The 20,395-nt window shown below is 69.0% G+C and carries 10 protein-coding genes; 6 read left to right on the top strand and 4 right to left on the bottom strand.

The annotated features are described in order from the left end of the window. The first annotated feature begins 226 nt into the window (after window positions 1-226). The 3 genes from JJ691_RS10040 (at window position 227) to JJ691_RS10050 (ending at window position 5,158) form a co-directional block, all read left to right on the top strand. Window positions 227-364, top strand: coding sequence for a hypothetical protein (locus JJ691_RS10040; RefSeq protein ID WP_211768501.1), 138 nt, complete (start codon window positions 227-229; stop codon window positions 362-364). A gap of 158 nt (window positions 365-522) precedes the next feature. Further along, window positions 523-4,674 carry a DUF6531 domain-containing protein gene (locus tag JJ691_RS10045; RefSeq protein WP_211768502.1) on the top strand — a complete coding sequence of 1,384 codons (4,152 nt, stop codon included), beginning with the start codon at window positions 523-525 and terminating at the stop codon, window positions 4,672-4,674. Further along, window positions 4,661-5,158, top strand: a complete 498-nt coding sequence (locus JJ691_RS10050; protein ID WP_211768503.1) for a hypothetical protein — start codon at window positions 4,661-4,663, stop codon at window positions 5,156-5,158. The genes JJ691_RS10045 and JJ691_RS10050 overlap by 14 nt, the downstream gene beginning before the upstream one ends. Window positions 5,159-5,259: 101 nt before the next feature. Here JJ691_RS10050 and JJ691_RS10055 read toward each other — a convergent pair whose 3' ends face one another. Beyond that, window positions 5,260-8,679: a DUF4062 domain-containing protein gene (locus JJ691_RS10055; RefSeq protein WP_249228210.1), complete on the bottom strand. Its 3,420-nt coding sequence runs from the start codon at window positions 8,677-8,679 to the stop codon at window positions 5,260-5,262. A gap of 590 nt (window positions 8,680-9,269) precedes the next feature. Here JJ691_RS10055 and JJ691_RS10060 point away from each other — a divergent pair. After that, window positions 9,270-11,618 carry a WD40 repeat domain-containing protein gene (locus tag JJ691_RS10060; protein ID WP_249227807.1) on the top strand — a complete coding sequence of 783 codons (2,349 nt, stop codon included), beginning with the start codon at window positions 9,270-9,272 and terminating at the stop codon, window positions 11,616-11,618. A 13-nt stretch (window positions 11,619-11,631) separates the two neighbouring features. On the opposite strand, the gene JJ691_RS10065 is transcribed toward JJ691_RS10060, so the two are convergent. Further along, a complete protein-coding gene (locus JJ691_RS10065) occupies window positions 11,632-14,394 on the bottom strand; it encodes a toll/interleukin-1 receptor domain-containing protein (protein ID WP_211768506.1) in 2,763 nt (920 codons plus the stop codon). Window positions 14,395-14,528: 134 nt separating this feature from the next. On the opposite strand from JJ691_RS10065, the gene JJ691_RS10070 reads away from it, so the two are divergent. Beyond that, on the top strand, window positions 14,529-16,721 hold the full coding sequence (locus tag JJ691_RS10070) for a hypothetical protein (RefSeq protein WP_211768507.1): 2,193 nt from the start codon (window positions 14,529-14,531) through the stop codon (window positions 16,719-16,721). Here JJ691_RS10070 and JJ691_RS10075 read toward each other — a convergent pair. Both JJ691_RS10075 and JJ691_RS10080 read right to left on the bottom strand, forming a co-directional pair. Further along, window positions 16,637-18,070 carry a caspase family protein gene (locus JJ691_RS10075; protein WP_211768508.1) on the bottom strand — a complete coding sequence of 478 codons (1,434 nt, stop codon included), beginning with the start codon at window positions 18,068-18,070 and terminating at the stop codon, window positions 16,637-16,639. The two genes, JJ691_RS10070 and JJ691_RS10075, sit on opposite strands and share 85 nt — an antisense overlap. 7 nt (window positions 18,071-18,077) lie before the next feature. Next, window positions 18,078-18,977, bottom strand: coding sequence for a DUF4231 domain-containing protein (locus JJ691_RS10080; protein ID WP_211768509.1), 900 nt, complete (start codon window positions 18,975-18,977; stop codon window positions 18,078-18,080). Window positions 18,978-19,156: 179 nt separating this feature from the next. Between JJ691_RS10080 and JJ691_RS10085 the strand changes: the two genes are divergently transcribed. Next, window positions 19,157-20,380 (top strand): toll/interleukin-1 receptor domain-containing protein, encoded by a 1,224-nt coding sequence (locus tag JJ691_RS10085; protein ID WP_211768510.1) that lies wholly within the window; start codon window positions 19,157-19,159, stop codon window positions 20,378-20,380. Window positions 20,381-20,395: the final 15 nt, after the last annotated feature.

Consider the following 20,395-nt stretch of genomic DNA (forward strand, 5'->3'; position numbering starts at 1 on the left):
AAGCAGCGTGACGCCCACGTGGTCCACCCTCAACAACTCGGTGGCCGCTGACCGGCTGAGCTGGGGATGCCCGAGGAAAGTTTCATCGGCCGGTGGTGGGGGAGAGTTCGACGGCGAGGCACTGCCCGATCATTCACGCCTCGGCCCGAAAGTCCCTTTCGGACTTCACGACGCCGTCCACTGTGGATGAAGGCTGGGCGACAAGGCCGATCTTCCCTTACGGCAAGTGCGGGAGCAGTGCCCGGACGTCCCCGTCACCGACGGTATGACCGGCCTGCGCCGGCTCGGGGCCTGGTGGCTGGCGTTCACGGCCGCGTTCCTCGTTGCCGGCATCTGGATGCTGGCGACGGTCGTCAGTGCGTGATCGGCCTGTGCGTGAGTGTGCCGATGTCCGTCGTCCACCTGGCGACCAGGCGGCTCGGTGGGTCCGCCTGACCGGTTCAGAGCTGCCCGGACCGGTGTTCGCCGGTGCCGCCCGGCCGCACCTGATACAAGTGGTGCGGGACTTCGGGGAGGCCGGCCTTGAGCAAGATCGAGACGAATCCGGATCACTTACGGCGCTCGGGCGGCAAGCTGTCCGAGTTCGGCGAGAAGATCGCGCAGGGTGGTCAGAAGCTGGAGACGGCCGGGCAGGACCTGGTGCAGCACGCCAGCGGCGACCGGTCCGGCGTCGGCGCGGTGGTGGCCAAGGCGATGGGCCGCGGCGTGGAGGTCACCGGCAAGGTGTTCAAGGAGGGTGGCCGGGTCGCCGGCAAGGCGGGGGAGAACCTCGGCAAGACCGGTGACCTGCACGAAGACGCCGACCTCAAGGGCCGCGACGGCCTGCTCAAGCACCATCCCGAGGACAGGACGAAGAAGCTCCCCGGCTCCGGTGGCGAGCGGACGCCGAAGTCGGTGGGCGCCGGTGGCAAGGGCGGCAAGGGCAAGGAGCCGCCGAAGGTCGACGCGAGCGGCCACCAGGGCTCGCCGCCGAAGGGCGTGCCGCCGAACGGCAAGAACCGCCCGCCCAAGCCGACGGACAGCTCGCTGCCCGGCGCCAAGAAGAAGTGCCTGACCGACCCGGTGGACGCGGCGACCGGCACGGTGATCATCCGGCAACGCGACGTGACCCTGCCGGAGCCGCTCGCGCTGGTGTTCGAGCGCACGTATCTGTCGTCCTACACCGCGGGCGGCTGGTTCGGCCCGTCCTGGCCGTCCACCGTGGACCAACGGGTGGAGGTGGACCGGGATGGCGTCTGCTACTTCGCGCCGGACGGCATGATCCTCTGCTACCCGCATCCCGCGCCCGGCGCGGACGTGGTGCCGATCTCCGGCCCGCGCTGGCCGCTGGCCACCGACACCGGCGAGGGCGACTACCGGATCACCGTGCCGGAGACCGGCCGCCAGCTGCACTTCGCCGGCCCGACAGACGCCGGCGTGGTGCGGATCAGCGCCGTCAGCGACAACGACGGCAACCGCGTCGACTTCGACTACGCCGACGGTGCGCCGGTCGGCATCCGGCACTCGGCCGGGTACCGGATCGGCTTGCTCGCCACGGAGAACCGTGTCACCGAGTTGCACGTGCTCGGCGACGACATGGACGTGCTGGTGCTGCGCTACGGCTACGACGACCGCGGCCGGCTCACCACACTGACCAACTCGTCCGGCCGGTCGACGCGTTTCGCCTATGCCGCCGACGGGAGGCTCAGCGGCTGGGACGACCGCAACGGCACCTGGTATCGATACGTCTACGACGAGAACGGCCGCTGCGCGCGGACCGTCGGCTCGGGCGGCTTCCTCGACTCCCGTTTCGCTTACGGCGACCGCAGCACCACCTTCACCGATTCGCTGGGGCACAGCACCACCTACGAGTTCACCGAGTCCGGCCAGGTCGCCCGCGAGACGGACCAGTTCGGCAAGATCACCGTGTCCGAATGGGACCGGCACCACCGCCTGCTGTCGCGCACCGACCCGCTCGGCCGCACCACCCGCTTCGAGTACGAGACCGACGACGACCCGACCGCGGTGATCCGCCCGGACGGCAGCCGGGTGACCCTGCACCGCGAGGCCGATGGCGGGCTGACCATTGAGGTCGACGGCTGGCGGCGCACCTACGACGCCAGCACCGGGCCGGATCCGTTGACCGATCCGATCGGTGTCGGCGGCATCCAGGACCTTGGGTCCGGTGGCGAAGCGTCGCCGACCGTCGCGCGCACGCCAGATCGGTCCACTTTGGACCTGTTCGGCCGACCGAGGTTCACCAACGACGCGTTCGGCCGGCAGACCCGGTTCGGCTGGACGGTCGATGGCCAGCCGGCCTGGCGGGCCGGACCCGCCGGCAACGAGCGCTGGTCGTACGACGGCGAAGGCAACGAGCTGGAGCACGTCGGCGTGCTCGGACGGGTCACCAGGCGCGAGTACGGGCCGTTCGACCAGCTCACCGCCGTGGTGGACGAGACCGGCGCCCGCACGACGTTCAAGTACGACCACGAGTTGCGACTCACCGAGGTCACCGGCCCGCACGGCCGGACCTGGCGTTACCACCACGACGCCGCCGGCCGGCTGGTGCACGAGACCGACTTCGACGGCCGCCGCTTCCACTACGCCTACGACGCCGCCGGGCAGCTGATCCGCTCGGTCAACGGCGCCAACGAGGTCGTCGAGTACGGCTACGACGCCCTCGGGGCCGTCACCGAGCGGCGCACCCCGACCGAGACCACCCGCTACCGCTACGACCCGGTCGGCCGGCTCGTCGAGGCCGCCAATGACGACGCCGTCGTCCGGGTGGAGCGCGATGACCACGGCCGGGTCGTCGCGCACACCGTCAACGACCACACGGTTTCCTTCGCCTACGACCCGCAGGACCGCTGGATCCGCCGGGAAACCCCGGCCGGCGTGGCCAGCCAGTGGTCCTTCGACGCCGACGGCAACCCGACGGCGCTCGCCGTCGGCCAGCACGCGCTGCGGTTCGAGCACGACGAGGCCGGCCACGAGACCACCCGGATCGTCGACGACACCGTCACGGTCCGGCAGTCCTACGACGCCGACCGGCGGCTGACCGGCCAGGCCGTCGAGGTCGCCGACCGGCAGGTGCACCACCAGTCCTACGACTATCGCGCCGACGGCAAGCTGGTCGGAACCCGCGACGCCGTCGGCGGATCCGTGCGATACGACCTGGACGCCGGCGGCCGCGTCACCGAGGTCACCGCGCCGGACCGCATCGAGCGCTACCGCTACGACATCGCCGGCAACCTCGTCGCCACCGGCGACAACACCCTGCGGTACGACGGAAACACGCTGGTCAGCGCCGGTGACGAGCAGTTCGAGCACGACGCCCAGGGCCGGCTGGTGACTCGCCGCCGCGGCGCCGACAGCTGGCGCTACAGCTGGGACGCGCTGGACCGGATGACCGGCGTGACCACCCCCGACGGCACCCGGTGGGCATACCGGTACGACCCGCTCGGGCGGCGGATCGCCAAGGAGCGGGTCGGTTCCGACGAGCGGGTGGAATTCGTCTGGGACGGCACGGTGCTGGTCGAGCAGATCCGGATCGACGGGGCCGGCCGGCGGGTGACGACCTGGCACCACCATCCCGACGACGACCGGCCGTTGGTCCAACAGGAGGAGGACCGGTCCTACACGATCGTCGCCGATCAGCTGGGATCGCCGACCCGGCTCTTCGACGAGCGGGGCGATGTGGCCTGGCAGGCGACGACCACACTCTGGGGCGCCGGCCCGGCCGGCCCCACCCCGCTGCGCTTCCCCGGCCAGTACCGCGACGACGAGACCGGTCTGCACTACAACGTCTTCCGGTACTACGACCCGACCACCGGCCGCTACCTCAGCCAGGACCCGCTCGGCCTGGAACCGGCCCCCAACCCGGCCGCGTACGTCGCAAACCCCTTGGCGGCAAAGGATCCGCTGGGTTTGACCCCCGACGAGGGCTGCGGCTCCGGCGACGAGGCCCAGACCGGCAGGAGGCGCCCGCGGGCCGCCGACGACGCGGGCAACGCCGCCGCCACCGGTTCCACCAGGACACCCAGGACCTACAAGGCCGGCGACACCGTCAACCCCGACCTCCAGCACGAGGCCGTCGACAAGCACAAGGAGACCCTCGCCGACCTCGAGGCCACGTCCAAGCAGAAGAAGAACACCTCCGAGGCCATGGGTGAGGCCGGGGCGGTGGACTACCTGAAGAAGACCACCGGCAACGACAACATCGGCATGACCACCGCCAGCCGGGCCAACCCGCTCGACCCGGAGAAGTACAAGATGGAGGCCGGCAAACCGTGGCCGGACGCGGTGGCCTTCAACGGCGCCAACGTCTCCGACGTCGTGCACTGGGACGGTCGGAACCTGCACGTGGTGGAGGCCAAGGGCGGCACCTCCGAGCTGACCGGCGGCGACGTCGACGGCCGGGTGCAGAAGTACGACCACACCACCGGTGAGCTGCGGCCGCACGCGGACCGGGTGGCCAATCCCATGCGCATGGACCAGGGCAGCCAGCGCTACCTGACCGACGTCGCGCACTCCATGACCCACTCCAAGATCCCCGACGGCCGCAACCACATCGGCCAGACGATCCTCGACGCCCAGACCAACGGCACCGTGAAGTACACGCCGGTGGGCACCGCGCTCAATCCGCAGGACCACGCTGTGGTCAAGGTCAAGCACGGCTACGGTGAACAGCACTGACCCGACGCACTGGACGGATCCGATGAGCTACACGTTGGCGTTCTACACGGCCCCGCTCGACGAGCTGACCGCGCGGCTTGAGGAGCAGGGCGACAAGGGCGACACCGAGGTCGTCGCCAAGCGCGCGGTCGAATACCTCCGCGAGCTCGGCGCGCCCGTGGACGCCGTGGACCACAGCTCCGCGGGCGGCGAGTGGTTCCGCGACCACTTCGTCGATGAGGTGCTCGGCGGCCTGATCGGCCGGGACGCGGCCGCCCACCTGGTGGAGCGGCCGCTGGCCGGCACGCAGTGGTCGGGCTACCCGTCGATGGGCTGGCTGACCCGGGACGAGGTGGCCGCCGCCGTCGCCGCGCTGGACGAGGCCGGCGACGAGCCGCTGGCCGACGCGGACGACCCGGAATCGGAGGAGATGCTGGAGCTGGTGAACGACATCCTGCACATGGCCGCGGAAACCGGCCAGGACGTCGTCACCGTGTACTCGTGACGCGTTCGACGACGCGCAGCACCTGACCGGGGCCGTCCTCCTCGGCGAGTGTCGCCGCCACCGCCCTGGCCTTGGACCGGAGGGCGGCGTCGATGCCTCCATCACGGGATTGCCTTGCGAGGGCGCATGCTTGTGCCGCCGCGGTGTCCGCCTTCTGGCGGTGAGGGCACGTCGAGCTCGTTCGCCCGGCCGGCGAACACCTCTTCCGCTCGGCTCAGCGCGGTGCGCAGAGCCTGGAAGTCGGTACCGACCAGACTTGGTTTGAGCACTGACCGGACCAGCTGGATCAGTCCGGCAAGGGCGACGGCGTCATCCGATCGAATCGCGGAGAGTAAGGCGTTGCTCAATGCGGCCAATTGATGTTGATGCTTGGACCAGTACGTCGTCGCGGCGTCAGCCGTCAGCACTGATGCTGCGTGCACCGCGTGGATCCAGTGCTCTTCGTCGCGTTTGCTTCTTGCAGCGGCACGGCGATGATGTCTTGAGGCGACAGCACCCAGGATTTCCTTCGCGAGCGCCCTCGACGTCGATCGTTGTTTGATCGACGTCAGTGCGTGGAGTACCAGCTCGCAGTCCGGGTCGCGCGTCGCGGCCCGTACGAGAAGTCGGGCGAGTTCATCTTTGATGTCCACGTCGTAGGCGAGGTCGAGCAACCAGCCTACGATATGTGGATCCCGGGTGAATCCCTCCACCACGTACGGTAGGACGTCCTTGATTGATCGCAGCCCGAAGGGGGAAAGGGATTCGAGCGTCCCCTCCCGGTTGACCCTGAGCATCACGCGGACAGCGGTACCTGCCACAGAGAGGTCATCTTCCCTTGCCTTGTCGTTGAGGATGTCCCACAGGTCCTCCGTCCGTGCCCAGCCGTCAACCAGCGCATCCGCAACAGCTGCGCGTAGCGCCGCCCGCTGCGAACTCCACTCGTCCGTGGTGGGGTGGCGGGTGAGTTCCAGCACGAGCTCGCAGGCCACAGCGTCCCCTGCCCAGTGTGTGGCCAGGTGCGTGGCCAGCCAAGCGAGGTGCGAGGTGGACGTGTCGCGACCGGTCCGGGAGCGCAGCGTCTCCAGGACTATCCGCCTGCGCGGCCATCCGCGGTGCAAGGCCACGAGCACGAACTCACGAACCTTGGTGCTGCGGTCCTGGTGCAGCACGTGCAGGAAAGCGCGAAAGACGTCCTCGTCTCCGGCCCAGTCTCGTTCGAAAACGGAGATTGCCGCCTGGCGGATGGCCGCGTCGCGGTGCTCGAGCCCGGCGATCGCGGTCCTGCGCCGCTCGTTACGAGAGCCGAACGCGACATTGAGCTGCCAGCCTACGACCCGTTCGGTCGGTGACCTGGAGTCGGTCAGCATCTCGATCTGTGCGTGAACCTCGTCCGAAACGGGTGTGAACACGACCAAGCGGCTGAACGCGGCGATCAGACGGTCCACATCGCCGGCGATGCCGCGGTGACTCGGTTCGGCGTGCCGGATCGCCGCCACGACACGGCTCAGGAGTTGAGACGCCCAACGCCGGTCCTCGGGGCGGATCTGTCCGGTCTCGGCCAGACACCACCCAGCGAACACCAGGCCGTTGGGCAGTCGTTCCAGTGCGTCGACGATCTCACGGATCGGGGAGCCCTGGCCGGCGAGCATTCCCGACAGCAGCAGCAACGGCTCCCGCCAGCGATCGTCGTGCGCGTACCTGCCGTACACCTCGTCGGTCAGCCACCGGTAGTCGGCCTTGCGACGGTTGAACTCCGCCAGGACCTGGCTCGCGGCGAAGTACTCCATGAACGTCCGATGGACGAATCCGAAGACGCCGTCACCGGTCTCGGCCAGAACGTAGGTGCGTTCGCGCAGGTGGTTCACGATCTCGGTCGCCAGAGCGCGTCCTTCGCCGGAGGACCGGTCGTACTGCGACACCAGGTATGCCGCGACCGTGTCGCGCAAGGGCTTGTACTGAATGGCGTTCAGCTCCCGGACGCCATCAGTGGCGTCGACCGTCAGCATGAGCACCGCGACCCGGTGCAGGATCTCGGCCTTCTGGTCAGCGCCTACGACGAAGTCGAGCCGGAGCAACTCCTTGGTGTCGATCTTCTTCCGTTTGACGTCCCAGTCCTCCAACAGCACGCCGATGCAGCGGGCGTAGAGCTGCCAGCGTCGTTCCGGCAGGTCGTAGTGCTTGTAGATGACCGCCATCATCGTCAGCAGCAACGGGTTGCCGGCCAGTTCGAGCAGGCGCGGATTGTCGGTGATGCGCCTGATCAGGCCGTTGGCATCCCGGTCCTCGCCCTGGACGGTGTAGTGCTCGTACCAGCGGGGGACGAACTCGCGCACCTCGCGAAGCCCGAAATCCAGCAGTGTGTGGTGTTCGAAGCCGGCGAGGCCCAGTTCCGTCTCGTCGTAGCCGACGATCCGGGACGACACCACGACGCTCGCCCGTGGGAACCTCCGCACGAAGGCGCGGAACTGGTCGACCACCCGACCACGCTTGGATCTCTCGAAGATCTCGTCCAGACCGTCGAACAGCACCACGGCCTCGCCGTCCAGGAGCAGGTCCACCACGGTGTCCTCGTCCAACCGCACGCCGAGTGTCGCCATCGTCGTGTCGATGAGGTAGGCGACGAAATCCGCACTGCCGCTGAGCACGTACTGACGGAGCTCGACGAGCAGCGGGACCTGGTGTCCGGTCAAGAAGACGGGCACGCGGTCCTCTGAGGCGGCCGGATCGCAGAGGGCAAGCATGGTGACGTGGAACAAGGTGCTCTTCCCGCTACCCGGTCCGCCCAGCACGACTTGACGTGCGGCGCGCCCGATGACGTGCAGCGCATCGGAGGACTCCACGAGGTCCTGTGGCAGGTCGTAGTCGGGACGGCCCAGCGCCACCTGTTGCGGCACGAACACGTCGGTCAGCGGAATCCTCGCCAACCGCTTCTCGTGCGCGCCGGCGATCACGGACAGCCGCACCCACCGGTAGTGCTCCACGATCGCCTGCCTGTACACGCCCCAGTCCACGGACGGAGCGGACAGTTCGCCCCACTGATGCAGCGCCTCGCTCACCCGCCGGGCCAAGTCGTCCGTGCTGGTGAACACCCCACCCACGTGCGCGTCGAGCAACTCGTCGCGGAACCTGACGACATCGGGGCTGTGCTCCATCAGCTTGGGCGGCCATGGGTGCTCCTCGGAGAGCACGAACGCGAGAACCGGCACGTCCGCCTCGACAGCCGCCCGGTATTCCAGTTCGGTTATCGACGCGCCGTGCCCATCGGGGACGAACCCGTACCGCCACGCCATGACCACCACGTAGAGATCAGCTGAACGCACATCGGCCAAACACTTGTCCACGGGCCGCTTGTCTTCCGCCACGTAGTACTCCATGGCGACGTCTTCGTGTCCCATCCGCCGTATGGAGGTGCGTACCGCCTCGCGGTGCTCCTCCAGGTCGATGAAGGTCGACGAGACGTACACGCGAGCCATGAACCATGGTGACACGCGGCAGCGGGCGGTTGTCCCGCATTTGCGGTGGTCTGGCTCCTGGAACACCAAGCGACACACCGCGACGACCGCATTGGTGGATTGACATCGCCTCGAAATGATCAATCATGGCGGGCATGGCCGACGGAGGCAGAGGGGGAGGTCCGGTGGCCGCCAGCCCGACCACATACGACGCCTTCATGTCGTACAGCCACGCATTGGACGGTGTCCTCGCACCGACCTTTCAGCGCGAGTTGGAGCGGTTCGCCAAACCGTGGTACCAAACTCGCTCCTTACGGGTGTTCCGGGACAACGCCAGCCTGACGGCGAACCCCGGGCTGTGGACATCGATCGAACAGGCGCTGGCCCGGTCGGACTGGTTCCTGTTGATGGCGTCCCCGGACGCGGCGGGATCCCCGTGGGTGGACCGTGAAGTGCAGTGGTGGCTGACCAATCGCTCGCCGCAGAGCCTGCTGATCGTCCTCACCGGCGGCGAACTGGCCTGGGACGAACAGGGATCGGATGTCGACTGGTCTGTCACGAACTCGCTGCCGCCGGCACTGCGGGGCACGCTGTCCGAGGAGCCACGGTGGGTGGACCTGCGGTGGCTGCGGGACACCACCAACGTCGACCGGAACAACCCGAGACTGCGGGACTGCGTGGCGGACGTCGCCGCGGCAATCCGGCACACCCCCAAGGACCTCCTGGTCGGCGAGCACATCCGACAACATCGCCGCACGATGCGGCTGGCCCGGGGTGGCGTGACCACCCTGGCCATCCTCCTGGTGATCGCCGTTGTGGCGGCCCTGATCGCGGTCAGCCAGCGGAACAACGCGCAGAACCAGGCGCGGGTGGCGACAGCACGGCAACTGGCCGCACTGGCGGTGTCAGACCTCAGCAACCACTTTGATCTCGCGCAGTTGTACGCGGTGGCCGCCTACCGCATGGATGACGACGCACAGACCCGTTCCGCGCTGTTCCAGGCTGTCACGGCGAGCCCGCATCTGGTGCGGATGCTGCCGATCGGCGCGCAGATGGGAGTAGTGGCAGGGGCAAGCACAGCGCGCGTGGTGGTGGCGGGGACAAATGACGGCCGGTTGCTCCGCTGGGATCTGGACCATGACGCCATCAGCCAAGTGCGCGTGGGCACCGCAAAGATCACTGGAATCGCCGTCGACGGCACCGGCCGGCGGATCGTCGCGTCTGACGCCAGCAAGATCTTCATCTGGAACGGCGACAACGGCGCGCAACCGGTCGTGCTGCCGATTCCCCAGGTTCTGCCGTCGGATTCGCTGCCGCAGCAGCACAAGCTTCTGGCCATCTCGCCATCGGGGAACACGATCGCGGCCATCCAGCAGAGCGCGTCCGGCGATGGGAAGTTGCTCGTCCTCGACGGCGCCACCGGTCACGTTCTCCGCAGCACCGCGGCAGACCCCGCATGGTTCGCGATCGGCCTGCCGGACGACACCACCCTGAACACTGCGAATGGCGCCGGCTCCTGGAGCCACCTGTCGGTGGCCTCGCTGACGGTCACTGACAGCGGCGCGCAACTGGGAACACCAAGCGATGCCTACTACTGCTGTGGCTTTTCAGCCGATGCCGGCTATTCGGTGTGGGCAAAGTACGACACCGTGAACGTGATCGCCGACCAGACCAGCCCTCCGGCTGGCTCCAGCAATAGCCCGAACCCAACCGCGGCGGTGCCGTTGGCGTATCCGGACCGGTTCGCTGTGAGCACCGACGGGAAGGAGGTGGCTGTTTCCGGTGGTGGCGCGCTCTACGTCGCTTCCACGAGCGGGGACAGCGAGAACCCGGCGCAGCAGCTGTCCGGAACCGGCAACGTCGACGCGATCACGTTTGTCGGCGGAAGTCACCAGCTCGTCTCAGCGAGCGGCTCGACGCTGATGTTCTGGGATCTCGATCAGACATCCCGTGTCACCACCGGCCCGGCCGTGGACGCGACGGACACGTCCAACGCCGGCGACCAGCCGTTGATCAGCGTCTCGCCGGACGGCACGCACATCGCGCTGTCCGGTGACTACACCGACAGCCCGCTGACGAGCAGCAAGGGAAACTTCGTCGTCGAGAACGTCGGCGCATCCCCACCCGCGGTGATGGTCACCGCCCCGTTCACCGACGCGGTTCCGGTGTGGAGTCCGGACGGCAGCCGACTGCTGCTGATCGGCTCCGCGAGCGATGCCGGCTACAGCGCTGTCCAGTGGTCCGCTGGGCAGTTCCAGGGTGCATGGCACACGCCGAACGCCAACACACCCGTCGCCGCTCGAGTGTCCCCGGATGGCCAGCGCGTAGTGGTGGTCAGCGACCATGGCGACATCCAGGTCCGGCGAATGTCCGACGGTGCGGTGCTGACCAGTGTCGGTGGTGGCCAACAGCAGATCGGCGCCAACAGCTTCGGCACGCGCAACTACGCCGCCATCAGCGCCGACCTGACCACCGTCTACCTGGTCGGCTCGGACAGCGTCGTCCATGTCGTGGACACCGCGACCGGCCAGCAACACGCGCTGCCCGGTTCCGCCGCGCTGTCGGTCGCGGCGGCTGACGACCGTCTGCTGGTCACCCGTTCCGACAACAGCCTGGAAGTGTGGAACACCGCCGGAACTCAGCTCGTACGCACGATCCCGGCGGACGCCGGCTACACCCCGGTGATCACGGCGATACCCGGCGGCCGGCTTGTCGCCCGTCTGAACGACCTGGGCACCGTGGAGCTGTGGAACAGCGACACGGGCGCGGCGCTGGGCTCCTTCCCACTGCCCTTTCCCATCCGCTCAACCGGACAACCCGCCTGGGACTCCACGGCGGTCGCGGCCAGCCAGGACGGGCGGGAGCTGGTCAGCGCATCGGCGGACGGCGCGATTGTCCGCTGGCAACTCGACCCTGGTGCTTGGGTCCGGCTGGCCTGCGCCACCGCGGGCCGGGACCTCACCGTGGACGAGTGGCGCGGACAAGTGAACGACTCACCGCCGGATGATCTCGCCTGTCGGCAATGATTCTGCGGCCGTGTCACCGTTGACAGCGCAGATCGGCCGGGGCGTCGGCCCCCGTCACATCACGCCATTCCTCGGGTTGGAGATCCCGCCCGGCGAACTGGCACGCCCGCGTGAGCCATGACTGTTCGCTGGCTGCCCATCGAGCGACGGAGCCCCCGGGGTTCGCGGTGAGCAGCTCGCCGGTCGCGCCTACCCCGGTGACGGCGGTGGCATACCAGGGCGCGGTGGCGAACGTGACCTTCACCTGGGCCAACTGCAGCACACCGAGCGTTGTCCCGTCGTCGATGTTGATGACTGCGACGGTGCCGTCGTTGCGTACCCGGCCGACATACGGCGAGCCTGGGACCCAACTCATCGGGCTGGCGAAGTCGACGCCGCCCGGGATTGTGCGGATCAAGTTGCCCGAGGGATCCCGGACGTCCAGGGAACCGTCGGCGTGCGAGACAAGGAGCCGGTCGCCGGCGAAATCGACCGTCTTGGAAATGCCGGGGACAGTCGTGGTCCGCTTCTCCTGGCTGTCCACCACGGTCAGTTGCCCGCCGCCGTTGTCCTTTCCCGCGATCCACGCCGCATACCGACCGTCGTCGCTGATCGCAGCCAGGCCGACCTCGACATTGCCGGAGCTTTTTGTCAGGAGTTGGTCCTGGCTGGCATGACTGTAGATGTACTCGCCGTCGCTCAGTCGGCGCACCGACATCCCGCCGTATGCGCTGACACACACGAGATTCTGGCCGTCGGACGTGATTCTCGCGGCGAGGTTGGCCACGCCCTGGCCACTGAGCAACTTCTCGGTGCCGGTACCCCGGACCGCGTACAGCCCGCAGCCGACCTTCCCGATCAATGCCGGCGTGCCGTCGGCCAGGAAGGCGGGAAAGACGTCCCGCTGCGGGCTTGTCACAGTGACACCGGCGTCAGGCCCGCCCCGAAGATTGTGCAGCAGCACATCTCCGCCGTCACCGACGAGCAGCGCCCGCGTGCCGTCGGGTGACACCGCCATGCGGATGGGGCCGCTAGCGGCGGAGGTGTCGGGGACATTCAGGTTGCTGGTGTCCAGCCGCAGCCGAGGCCGCTGATCTGGATCCCAGACCGACACGGTGGCGCCCTTGGACGTGATCAGCCGCTTCGAGTCGCCGACGAAGGCGACGTGCTCGGCGCCTCCGGCGCCGACCAGTTCCCTGTTGCCGCGGTTGTCGTTCATTCCGGCGACCTCGGACAACCAGAGGTGACCACCGCCGCCCTGGGCGATCTCCTTGCCGTCACGGCGGATTGCCAGGACGTTGGGCGTGTAGGCGCCCGCGACCGCGGAGATTCCGGGTTCGGTCTGGTCGGTGGCTGTGCCGAAGACCATCGCCCAGCCGGCCAGGAAGCCGGTGAAGGAACCGTCGTCCGAAGTGGCGGAGATGCCCATGCTGGTGGGGGCCATCTGCTCCTCTTGCCGGACCGTGACCGCGAGGTCCGCAAGCCGCAGGCGCAGCCATTTCCCCGCGCCGCTGGTCACCGCGATGGTCTGTTCGTCGGGGAAGCCGACTCCGTCCCAGTACGGGTCCGAAAGCTCGGTGCTTCCACGTCGTGACCCGGTCGGGGCAGTGAAGGTGGCCAGGCGGTGGGGCTGAGCCGTGGGCGAGTTCAGAACTACGACGGTCGTGCCCTTCGGGGAGACCGCGACGTGTGCCGGTTGGTCCTGGTCGAGGAGGACCGGCGCCGAACCCACCCGCCAGAGCGCCGCCCGTTGCCCATCGGTAGCGGCGGCCACGGCGCCGTCCGCACTGACCGCGACATCCGTCACCGGGACGGTGCCGAGCCGCCCTTCCGAAGTGGTTCCCTTCGCCGGGTCCCAGCGGATCAGTCGGCCGTCGGCGGTACCGGCGAGCGCGATTCCGCCGGTCGACGCCGTGAGTGCGGTGACGGGCGCGGGGAACGTGTGCTGGCGGACCAGGTCGGGGTTGTCGTTGACGGTCTGGAACAGCGCCGCCACGGTTTGCGAGTCGCGCTCCATGCGGTAGCCCTCGGCGGCCAGTAGCCGGGCCAGGGCCGCGTCTGTCGGGGAGTCCTTGACGGCCGTGGCCGCGAGCAACCGGGCAGTGGCGACCTGAGCCTGCGCGGTGGCGCGCTGGCCCTGCTGGACGGCGACCACCCCGGCCACCGAGGCGACTAGGAAGAGCACCACGAACACAGCCAGTGCGGTCCGGATCCGCCGCCGGTCGCGCCGCTTCCAGCGAAGATGTTCCCCGATCAGTTCGTCCTTCTCGACCCCACGCAGTGGCGCGGCGAACTCCGCGAGCGCTTCCTGCACCCGGGGATCGTCATCGTCGGGCTTGGCCAGTTCCCGCAGTCCACGCAGATCGATCCACCGCGGCTCGCTGCGCAGGCAGCCGCGCAGTGCCGGGTGGACAGCGGTGCTGCGGGCGGCGAAGTCACCGGCTGTGGCGTCCCAGTCCAGGTCACCGGCGGTGAGACCGATCAGAATGCGCTCGGGCGAGCGGTGCCGCAGCCACCACTCGATTTCCCGGCCCACCCAGGGCGAATCTGCCGCCCGTGGCGAGGCCAGCAGCACCAGCCATTCCGAAGTGGACAGAGCTGCCTCGATGCTGTGCCACAGGTCAGGGTTGGCGGCGAGGTTCGCGTCGTCACGGAACACCCGAAGTGCACGCGCGCTGCGCCCCTTGCGGGCAAACGCTTCCAGCCGGCGCTGAAAACCGGGCGCGAAATCGCCGTCGCTGCCATGGCTGTAGGAGATGAACGCGTTGTACTGCGCCACCTGCTCTGGTTGGCTCACCGGTGCCCCCTCGACCCTGATCCGCAACGAGCCGTGGCCACCCTAACGGCTTTCCTGTGCGGTGTGCCGGCAAACGGCTGACCTCACCGCCGTTGTCCAGCGGACCTGGCCCGCCGTCTCCTACATTGCGGGCCATGGTTGCCGAACAGGCCCGACCGACCGAGCCGCGGCCGGCCACCGAGGTCCGGCAGTCCGCGGCGCGGGGCCGGGTGCTGCGGCTGGTCGGCTGGCCGACGGCGGTGCTCGGCCTGTTGATCCTGCTGGCCGACCAGTCCCGCGCCGGACAGGACCACCTGCCGTGGTTCGATCAGACCGCCGCGTCGCCGGCAAGGGCGTTGGTCTACGGCGCGTTGGGCTGGATCCTGCTGGGGTTCGGGCGGACCGCCGCACGCGCCGGGCGCCGTCACCTGGCGAGGGTGCTGACCGGGCTCGACGACCTGCCCGAGGACCAGCGCATCGTGCTGTTCCTGCGCTCCTTCTCCGACGACGAGGGGTTCGCCCATCAGCAGAGCGGCCCGCAGGCCATCGACTACGGCGGCAGCACACGGACCGAGGAGGAGCAGATCGCCGGCGCGCTCGCCCCGTTCGGCCGGATGGTGGCGCTCGGACGGCCGGGTGAGACGCTGCCCCAGGCTGGCGCGGAGCGCCACTTCGCCTCGGACGAGGACTGGCAGAAGCAGGTGCTGGCCGCGCTCAAGCGAGCGAACCTCGTCGTGCTGGCGGCCGGTCCAGGCCCGAACCTGCTCTGGGAGGTCAAGCAGATCGTCGCCCGCGACCGGCCGACCGAGGTGATCCTGCTGGTCAGCAGGGACAGCAGGCAGTACCGGGACTTCCGGGAGTCGGTGGGCTCCGAGTTCCGGGGTGGCCTGCCGGACTACACACCGACCGGTGCGACACACGCGATCGGGGCCAACACCTACACCAAGGCGGTGATCTGGTTCCAGCCGGACTGGACGCCCCACCTGTGTCATCTGGACGGCGGCGAGGTGCCGGCCAGCCCACGCAACTGGGTCGGCAGCACGCTGTCCCATGCGCTGGCGCCCGTATATGCCAGCGCGGGCGTCGCCCAGCCGGGCCGCCTCGTCGCGTGGACACTCAAGGTGCTCCGCGGTTGCCGAACCAGGATCACCGCGCAGGCCAACGGTATTCGGCGCCGGTTCACGGTATGGCGCTGGCGGCAGCGCACAATGCCGGCATCGTCGGCGGACACCAGTTGGCGTGCGCGGCGCGCTCGCACCGGTGGCGTGGAGTTCCTGCTCTGGGTCAGCGACGGCCGCAAGCGCCACACTGTCGAGTACCGGTCGTATCGTGGTGATCGCGCCGCGGTCCTGGTGAAGCGGCGGGTCGTCGGCCGTGGCCCGCGATGCCTGGACCGGCAGTTCCGGCTGGGCCGGCGAGGGCCGGTCGCCCGGCTGCTGGTCGACGCGAACGACTATCGGTTGTGGGTCGGTGGCCGACAGGTCTTCTCGGCGCGGGACGGCGCGCCGAGCTCGGACGCGTTCCTGGAACGCCGGGCGATGGCCATTCGCGACAGACTGCTGGCGGCGCCCCCGTCTTTTCCCGGTCCGTTCCGGGTGAAGCTGCGGATCGCGCCCAGGGTGTCCCATCGGGACGCGTGGGTGGTGACCGACGGGGCGGACGGGTGGGTGGCGGTCGATCCGGTGATCGCGCTGCTGCGCAGCCGGTCGGACTTCGGCGTCGCCGGCGTGTGGCTCACCGACCGGGCCGTCCACATCGGACACGACGGCGGCCAGATATTCATCTCCTATTTGGAACTCGCCGCCGGCACCGTGACCGCGGACCACCTCACCCTGCACGTCGGGCCGCGGGCGGTGCGCCTGCCCGGCCACGCCGAACACATCGCGAGGTTGCTGGCGTTGGTCAGGGAGGTGGTCGTGGCCCACGACGCCGTCTTCGGCGCGCCGCCGGCCGTCCAGCCGGACGAGCCGCGACCGGAGCGCGGGTCGCCGATGGATGTCACGTGGGCGCAGCTGGCCATGTCCCTGTCCGGCTTCGGCGCGTTCATCGGGGCCAGCTCACTCATCGCCAATCCGGACGACCTGGTGCTCGACGGGTGGCCGTGGCTGCTGGCGGCCCCGGTGCGGATGGTCATCGGCGCCGGTGCCGGCGTGGTCATGATGGTGGGGATGGTGGTGGCCTTTGTCCTTGTTTTCTCTGTGTGTCGGTGGTTCGGTCGCGCCGCGACGGCGATCGTTTCGCTACGCCGCAGGGTGCGCAGACGTCAGCCAAGGAGCGCCAGGAGGGTGGCGACGCCGCCGAAGAACAGGATGGAGATCACCGCGGCCCAGACACGGGGGCGCGGGTAGGCGGGCGCCGGGACGTCGTCCGGCACCGCGACGATCGCGGCGTCCTCCGGCAGGCTCGCCCGGAACGCGGTCGCCACGTCCTCGACCGGCGTGTCGACATCGCCCAGCGGCCAGGAGACACCCATGTCCCGGTACCTGGCCTGGCCGAACCCGTAGCGATAGTGGGCATATCCCTTGAACGGGACCGATTCCCACACCTTGGCCGCGGTCTCCGGCGACATGTGTAGCGTGACCCGGGTGCGGCCCTGCGGCAACCGCCCGATCACCACCCGCTCGACCGCGACGTCCCGCCACAGCACGGCGGCAATGCCGGACCAGGGGGCCCGTACCCGTGCGGCCAGGCCCGGACCTCGGTGCAGTACGAGCCCCTCGTCGGTCAGTGCCGCGCGTCCCCACCACGGCACGTGGATCTCGCCGAGGGTCATCCCGAACAGCATGATCCCCATCAGCGCCCACTCCCAGCTCCGTGACACCGCAAGGGCACAGGCGTCCCAGCCGAACACGCCCGCGGCCACCGCCAACAGCAGATTGGCGGTCACGGAGACCCGCTGCGGCGCGTGCGTCTCGAAGATCGCCAACAGCTCGTCCCTCCTGGCCACCGGTGGCTTTGGGCCCTCCCGGTGTTCCGGGAGCGGCGACGGCGCGTTGCTGGCAAATGCCAACTGGCCGGCGGGTTTCCCGTCCAGTTGAACCGGGTCCGGGCGAAGCGCGCCGGCAGCGAGGTCCAGACCCGCCAGTTGATCCGCCGCGGCGCGGTGGATGTCGGCGACCGACAGTGTGGCGCCGATTCCCGGCAAGCCGTGGTGGACCGTCTCCACGACGGCCTTGGTGAAGTAGGTCAAGCCATCCGCGCGGTCGTCGTACACCGCCTCCCGACTGGCCAGGCTGAACGCCAGCGTGACCGCATCGTCCGAACGGGTGGCTCGTTCGACTTGGTCCGCCAACTCGGTGATATCGGCGAACTCACCGACGTCCGAGAAGCAGCAATCCAGGATGACCAGCACCGCTCGGGCGCGCAGTGCGGGCCGCAGGTCGTCGAACCTCAACACCTTGTCGGCCAACGCCAAACCCAGGCGGCCGCCCTCCAGGAACACCCCGTGGCCGGCGTAGTAGAACACCACCGCATCGGTTGCTTCACTCAGCAACCAGGTGATGTGTGGTGTCCTGTGGTCGGCGGGATCCTCGAACACCGTGACCCGAGAACTCGGCCATCCGCATCGGGGTCCGATCAGCGTGCTCCGCACCGCATGCAGACTCTGTTGCGCGGCGGGCATGTCGGGCAGGCCGTTGGTGTAGTGCGCCGCGCCAAGGAGGACTGCTTGCGAGTGAGAGAAGTCGACGTCGTGCACACGTGGCTCAATGCCGATGGGACGCGCGCCAGGTGGTGTGCTCCCGGCTGATGGCGGCTTCGGCGTCGGCGACCAGTTCGCTCCACTCTGCTTCCGGAACGGGCAGTTCGAGACGGGCGTGGATGATCGCGAGTTCGTGGCTGGCCAGCGTGTATGCCGTCGCGTTGGCCCGGTACTGTTTGCCGGCCATCCAGGCGGCGAGCGCCGCGATCGTCGCCGCGATGATCCCGGCCAGATCGAACGTCACGATGCGCAGGACCTCGCAGAGCGCGGCCGCGACACCGAGAATCTCCAGCAGCAGCCCAGCCGTCTGCAGCCGGTTGGCGCGACGGCCGTGTTGGTCGGCGCGAGTGACGTACCAGTTCTGCTGATCGTGGATCCGGCCGGTCAGGTAGGCCTGCCGGCGTTCGGCAAGACTACGTGCGCGCAGGTCGCGCATGGCGGTGGTGATCGCCGGGGCACGGCTGGGTGCGGTGACGACGGCCGGCAGGTCACGCAGCAACGACTCGAGCCGGTGCAGGAAACGGTTCTCGGTCTCCTCCGGCGGGAGGTCGACCGGGAACGGCGCGCCGCCGACGGCATACCTCCAGGCCAGCGTCTTCACCGACTCGGCGAGCGCCCGGCCCTGATACCAGCCGACACCCGGCCTGGTCTGCAGTTCGAACACGTCGACGACAAGCACACCGACGAATGCCAAGGTGGTCACGATGGCCGCGGCGTCGATCCCGCGCGATTGGACTTCCAGCGTCACCGCGCCGCTGGTCGCCGCGAGCACCGCCAGGCCCAGGCGTAACGCCGTCGAACGGAAGTAGCTCCGCTGTTCCTGTCCCGAGGCACCGTCCGCCGCCTGGAACAGGCCAGGTAGATCAGCGACGTCCAGAGCGCCGTTGGACTGGGGGTCGGCCATACAAGGTCACCGCCGTCTTGGTCGGAAGCAGGGTCTCGCTGGTGGACGGGAATTATCGCAGGATCGTCGCCGTTGATGGCGGACTTCCCGCCGCTGGGTCGGATTCGGCGAATCGGAACGCCAAACGGGGTCGCGGGCCCGCAGTGGTGTCGTATCGTGCGTTGGTTATGGGATCGCGGATGGCGCGGCTGTTCGTCAGCCACAGCTCGCACTCGGAGCGGGCGCGCCGCCGACTTGAGGAGTTCGTCACCGCGCTCGGCGCCGGCCAGGACGCGGTCGACGTGCTCCACGATCGGGACAAGATCACCTGCGGTGACGACTGGCGGTCACGGATCAACGCGATGCTCGCGCACTGCGACGCCGCCGTGATCCTGTTGACCCAGGACGCGTTGGACAGCTGGTGGGTCCTCAAGGAAGCGACCATCCTCACCTGGCGCCGTGAGCGCAATCCGCGGTTTCCCGTGGTGCCGGTGTTGCTGGACGACGTCACCGACCAGAAGTTGCGCTCGCTCGCGCCGTGGGCGCCCCTCGACCTGACCCGCTACCAACTGCTCACGGCGGACGACATCGTCGGCTGCGCGGCTGCGGTCCAGCGACACCTGCGCGCGCTGGGCGTCGACCTGGCGCCGTCACCGTTCGACGTGTTGGTCGCGGACATCGCCCAACTCCTGGCCAAGGCGCCGCTGACCCGGTGTCGTCTGCTCTGGGAGGATCTGGACGGCGGGAGCCTGCCGCTGGACCTGGACGACCACCACGGGGCGTTGGCCGAGGCGATCGGCCGGTGGATGCTGCGCCAGCCGCCGCCGATGCTCTCACGGATCGCCGGCACGCTGACCAAGCTGGGACAGGCGTTCCCCACCGAGGACATCCGGCGGATCATCGAACTGGTCGCGCCGCTGTGGGTGGACCTGGACGCGGCGTCCGGGTTCCTGGCCGACACCGACCTGGCCATACACTGCCAACGACCGATTCCGGTGCTGCAGCACTACATGTCGGCCGCGCACCTGCCGGACCGGCCGCCGCGCGTGTTCGTGCTCAACGCGATCACCGCGGGCGACTCCGTCGAGGACATCGCCGCCGAGTTGCGCACTGTGTTCCGGGAACGGCTGCACAGTCCAGGCTCGCCGCCGTTGAGTGACGCGGAGGTGGACCGGCGGCTGAGTCAATCCGGCAGTCGAGTGCATGTGGCGCTGCCCATGCCCGACGGTGAGGTGGTCGCCGAGCTCAGACGCCGCTTCGCCCGGATCAGCTTCATCTACTTCGTCCCGCACGGAGACGCCGTCCGAGACGTCGTCGGCACCCGGTGGGTGCTCCCTGAACTGGCCAAGACCACCGAACACCAGGTGTGCGAGGACTTCGACGCCGCGTGGGAAACGCTCAACACCGCCAACGGGTTCTGGTGACAACCGAGGGGACCG

It is taken from the genome of Kutzneria sp. CA-103260 (genome assembly GCF_018263855.1).
GTDB lineage: Bacteria > Actinomycetota > Actinomycetes > Mycobacteriales > Pseudonocardiaceae > Kutzneria.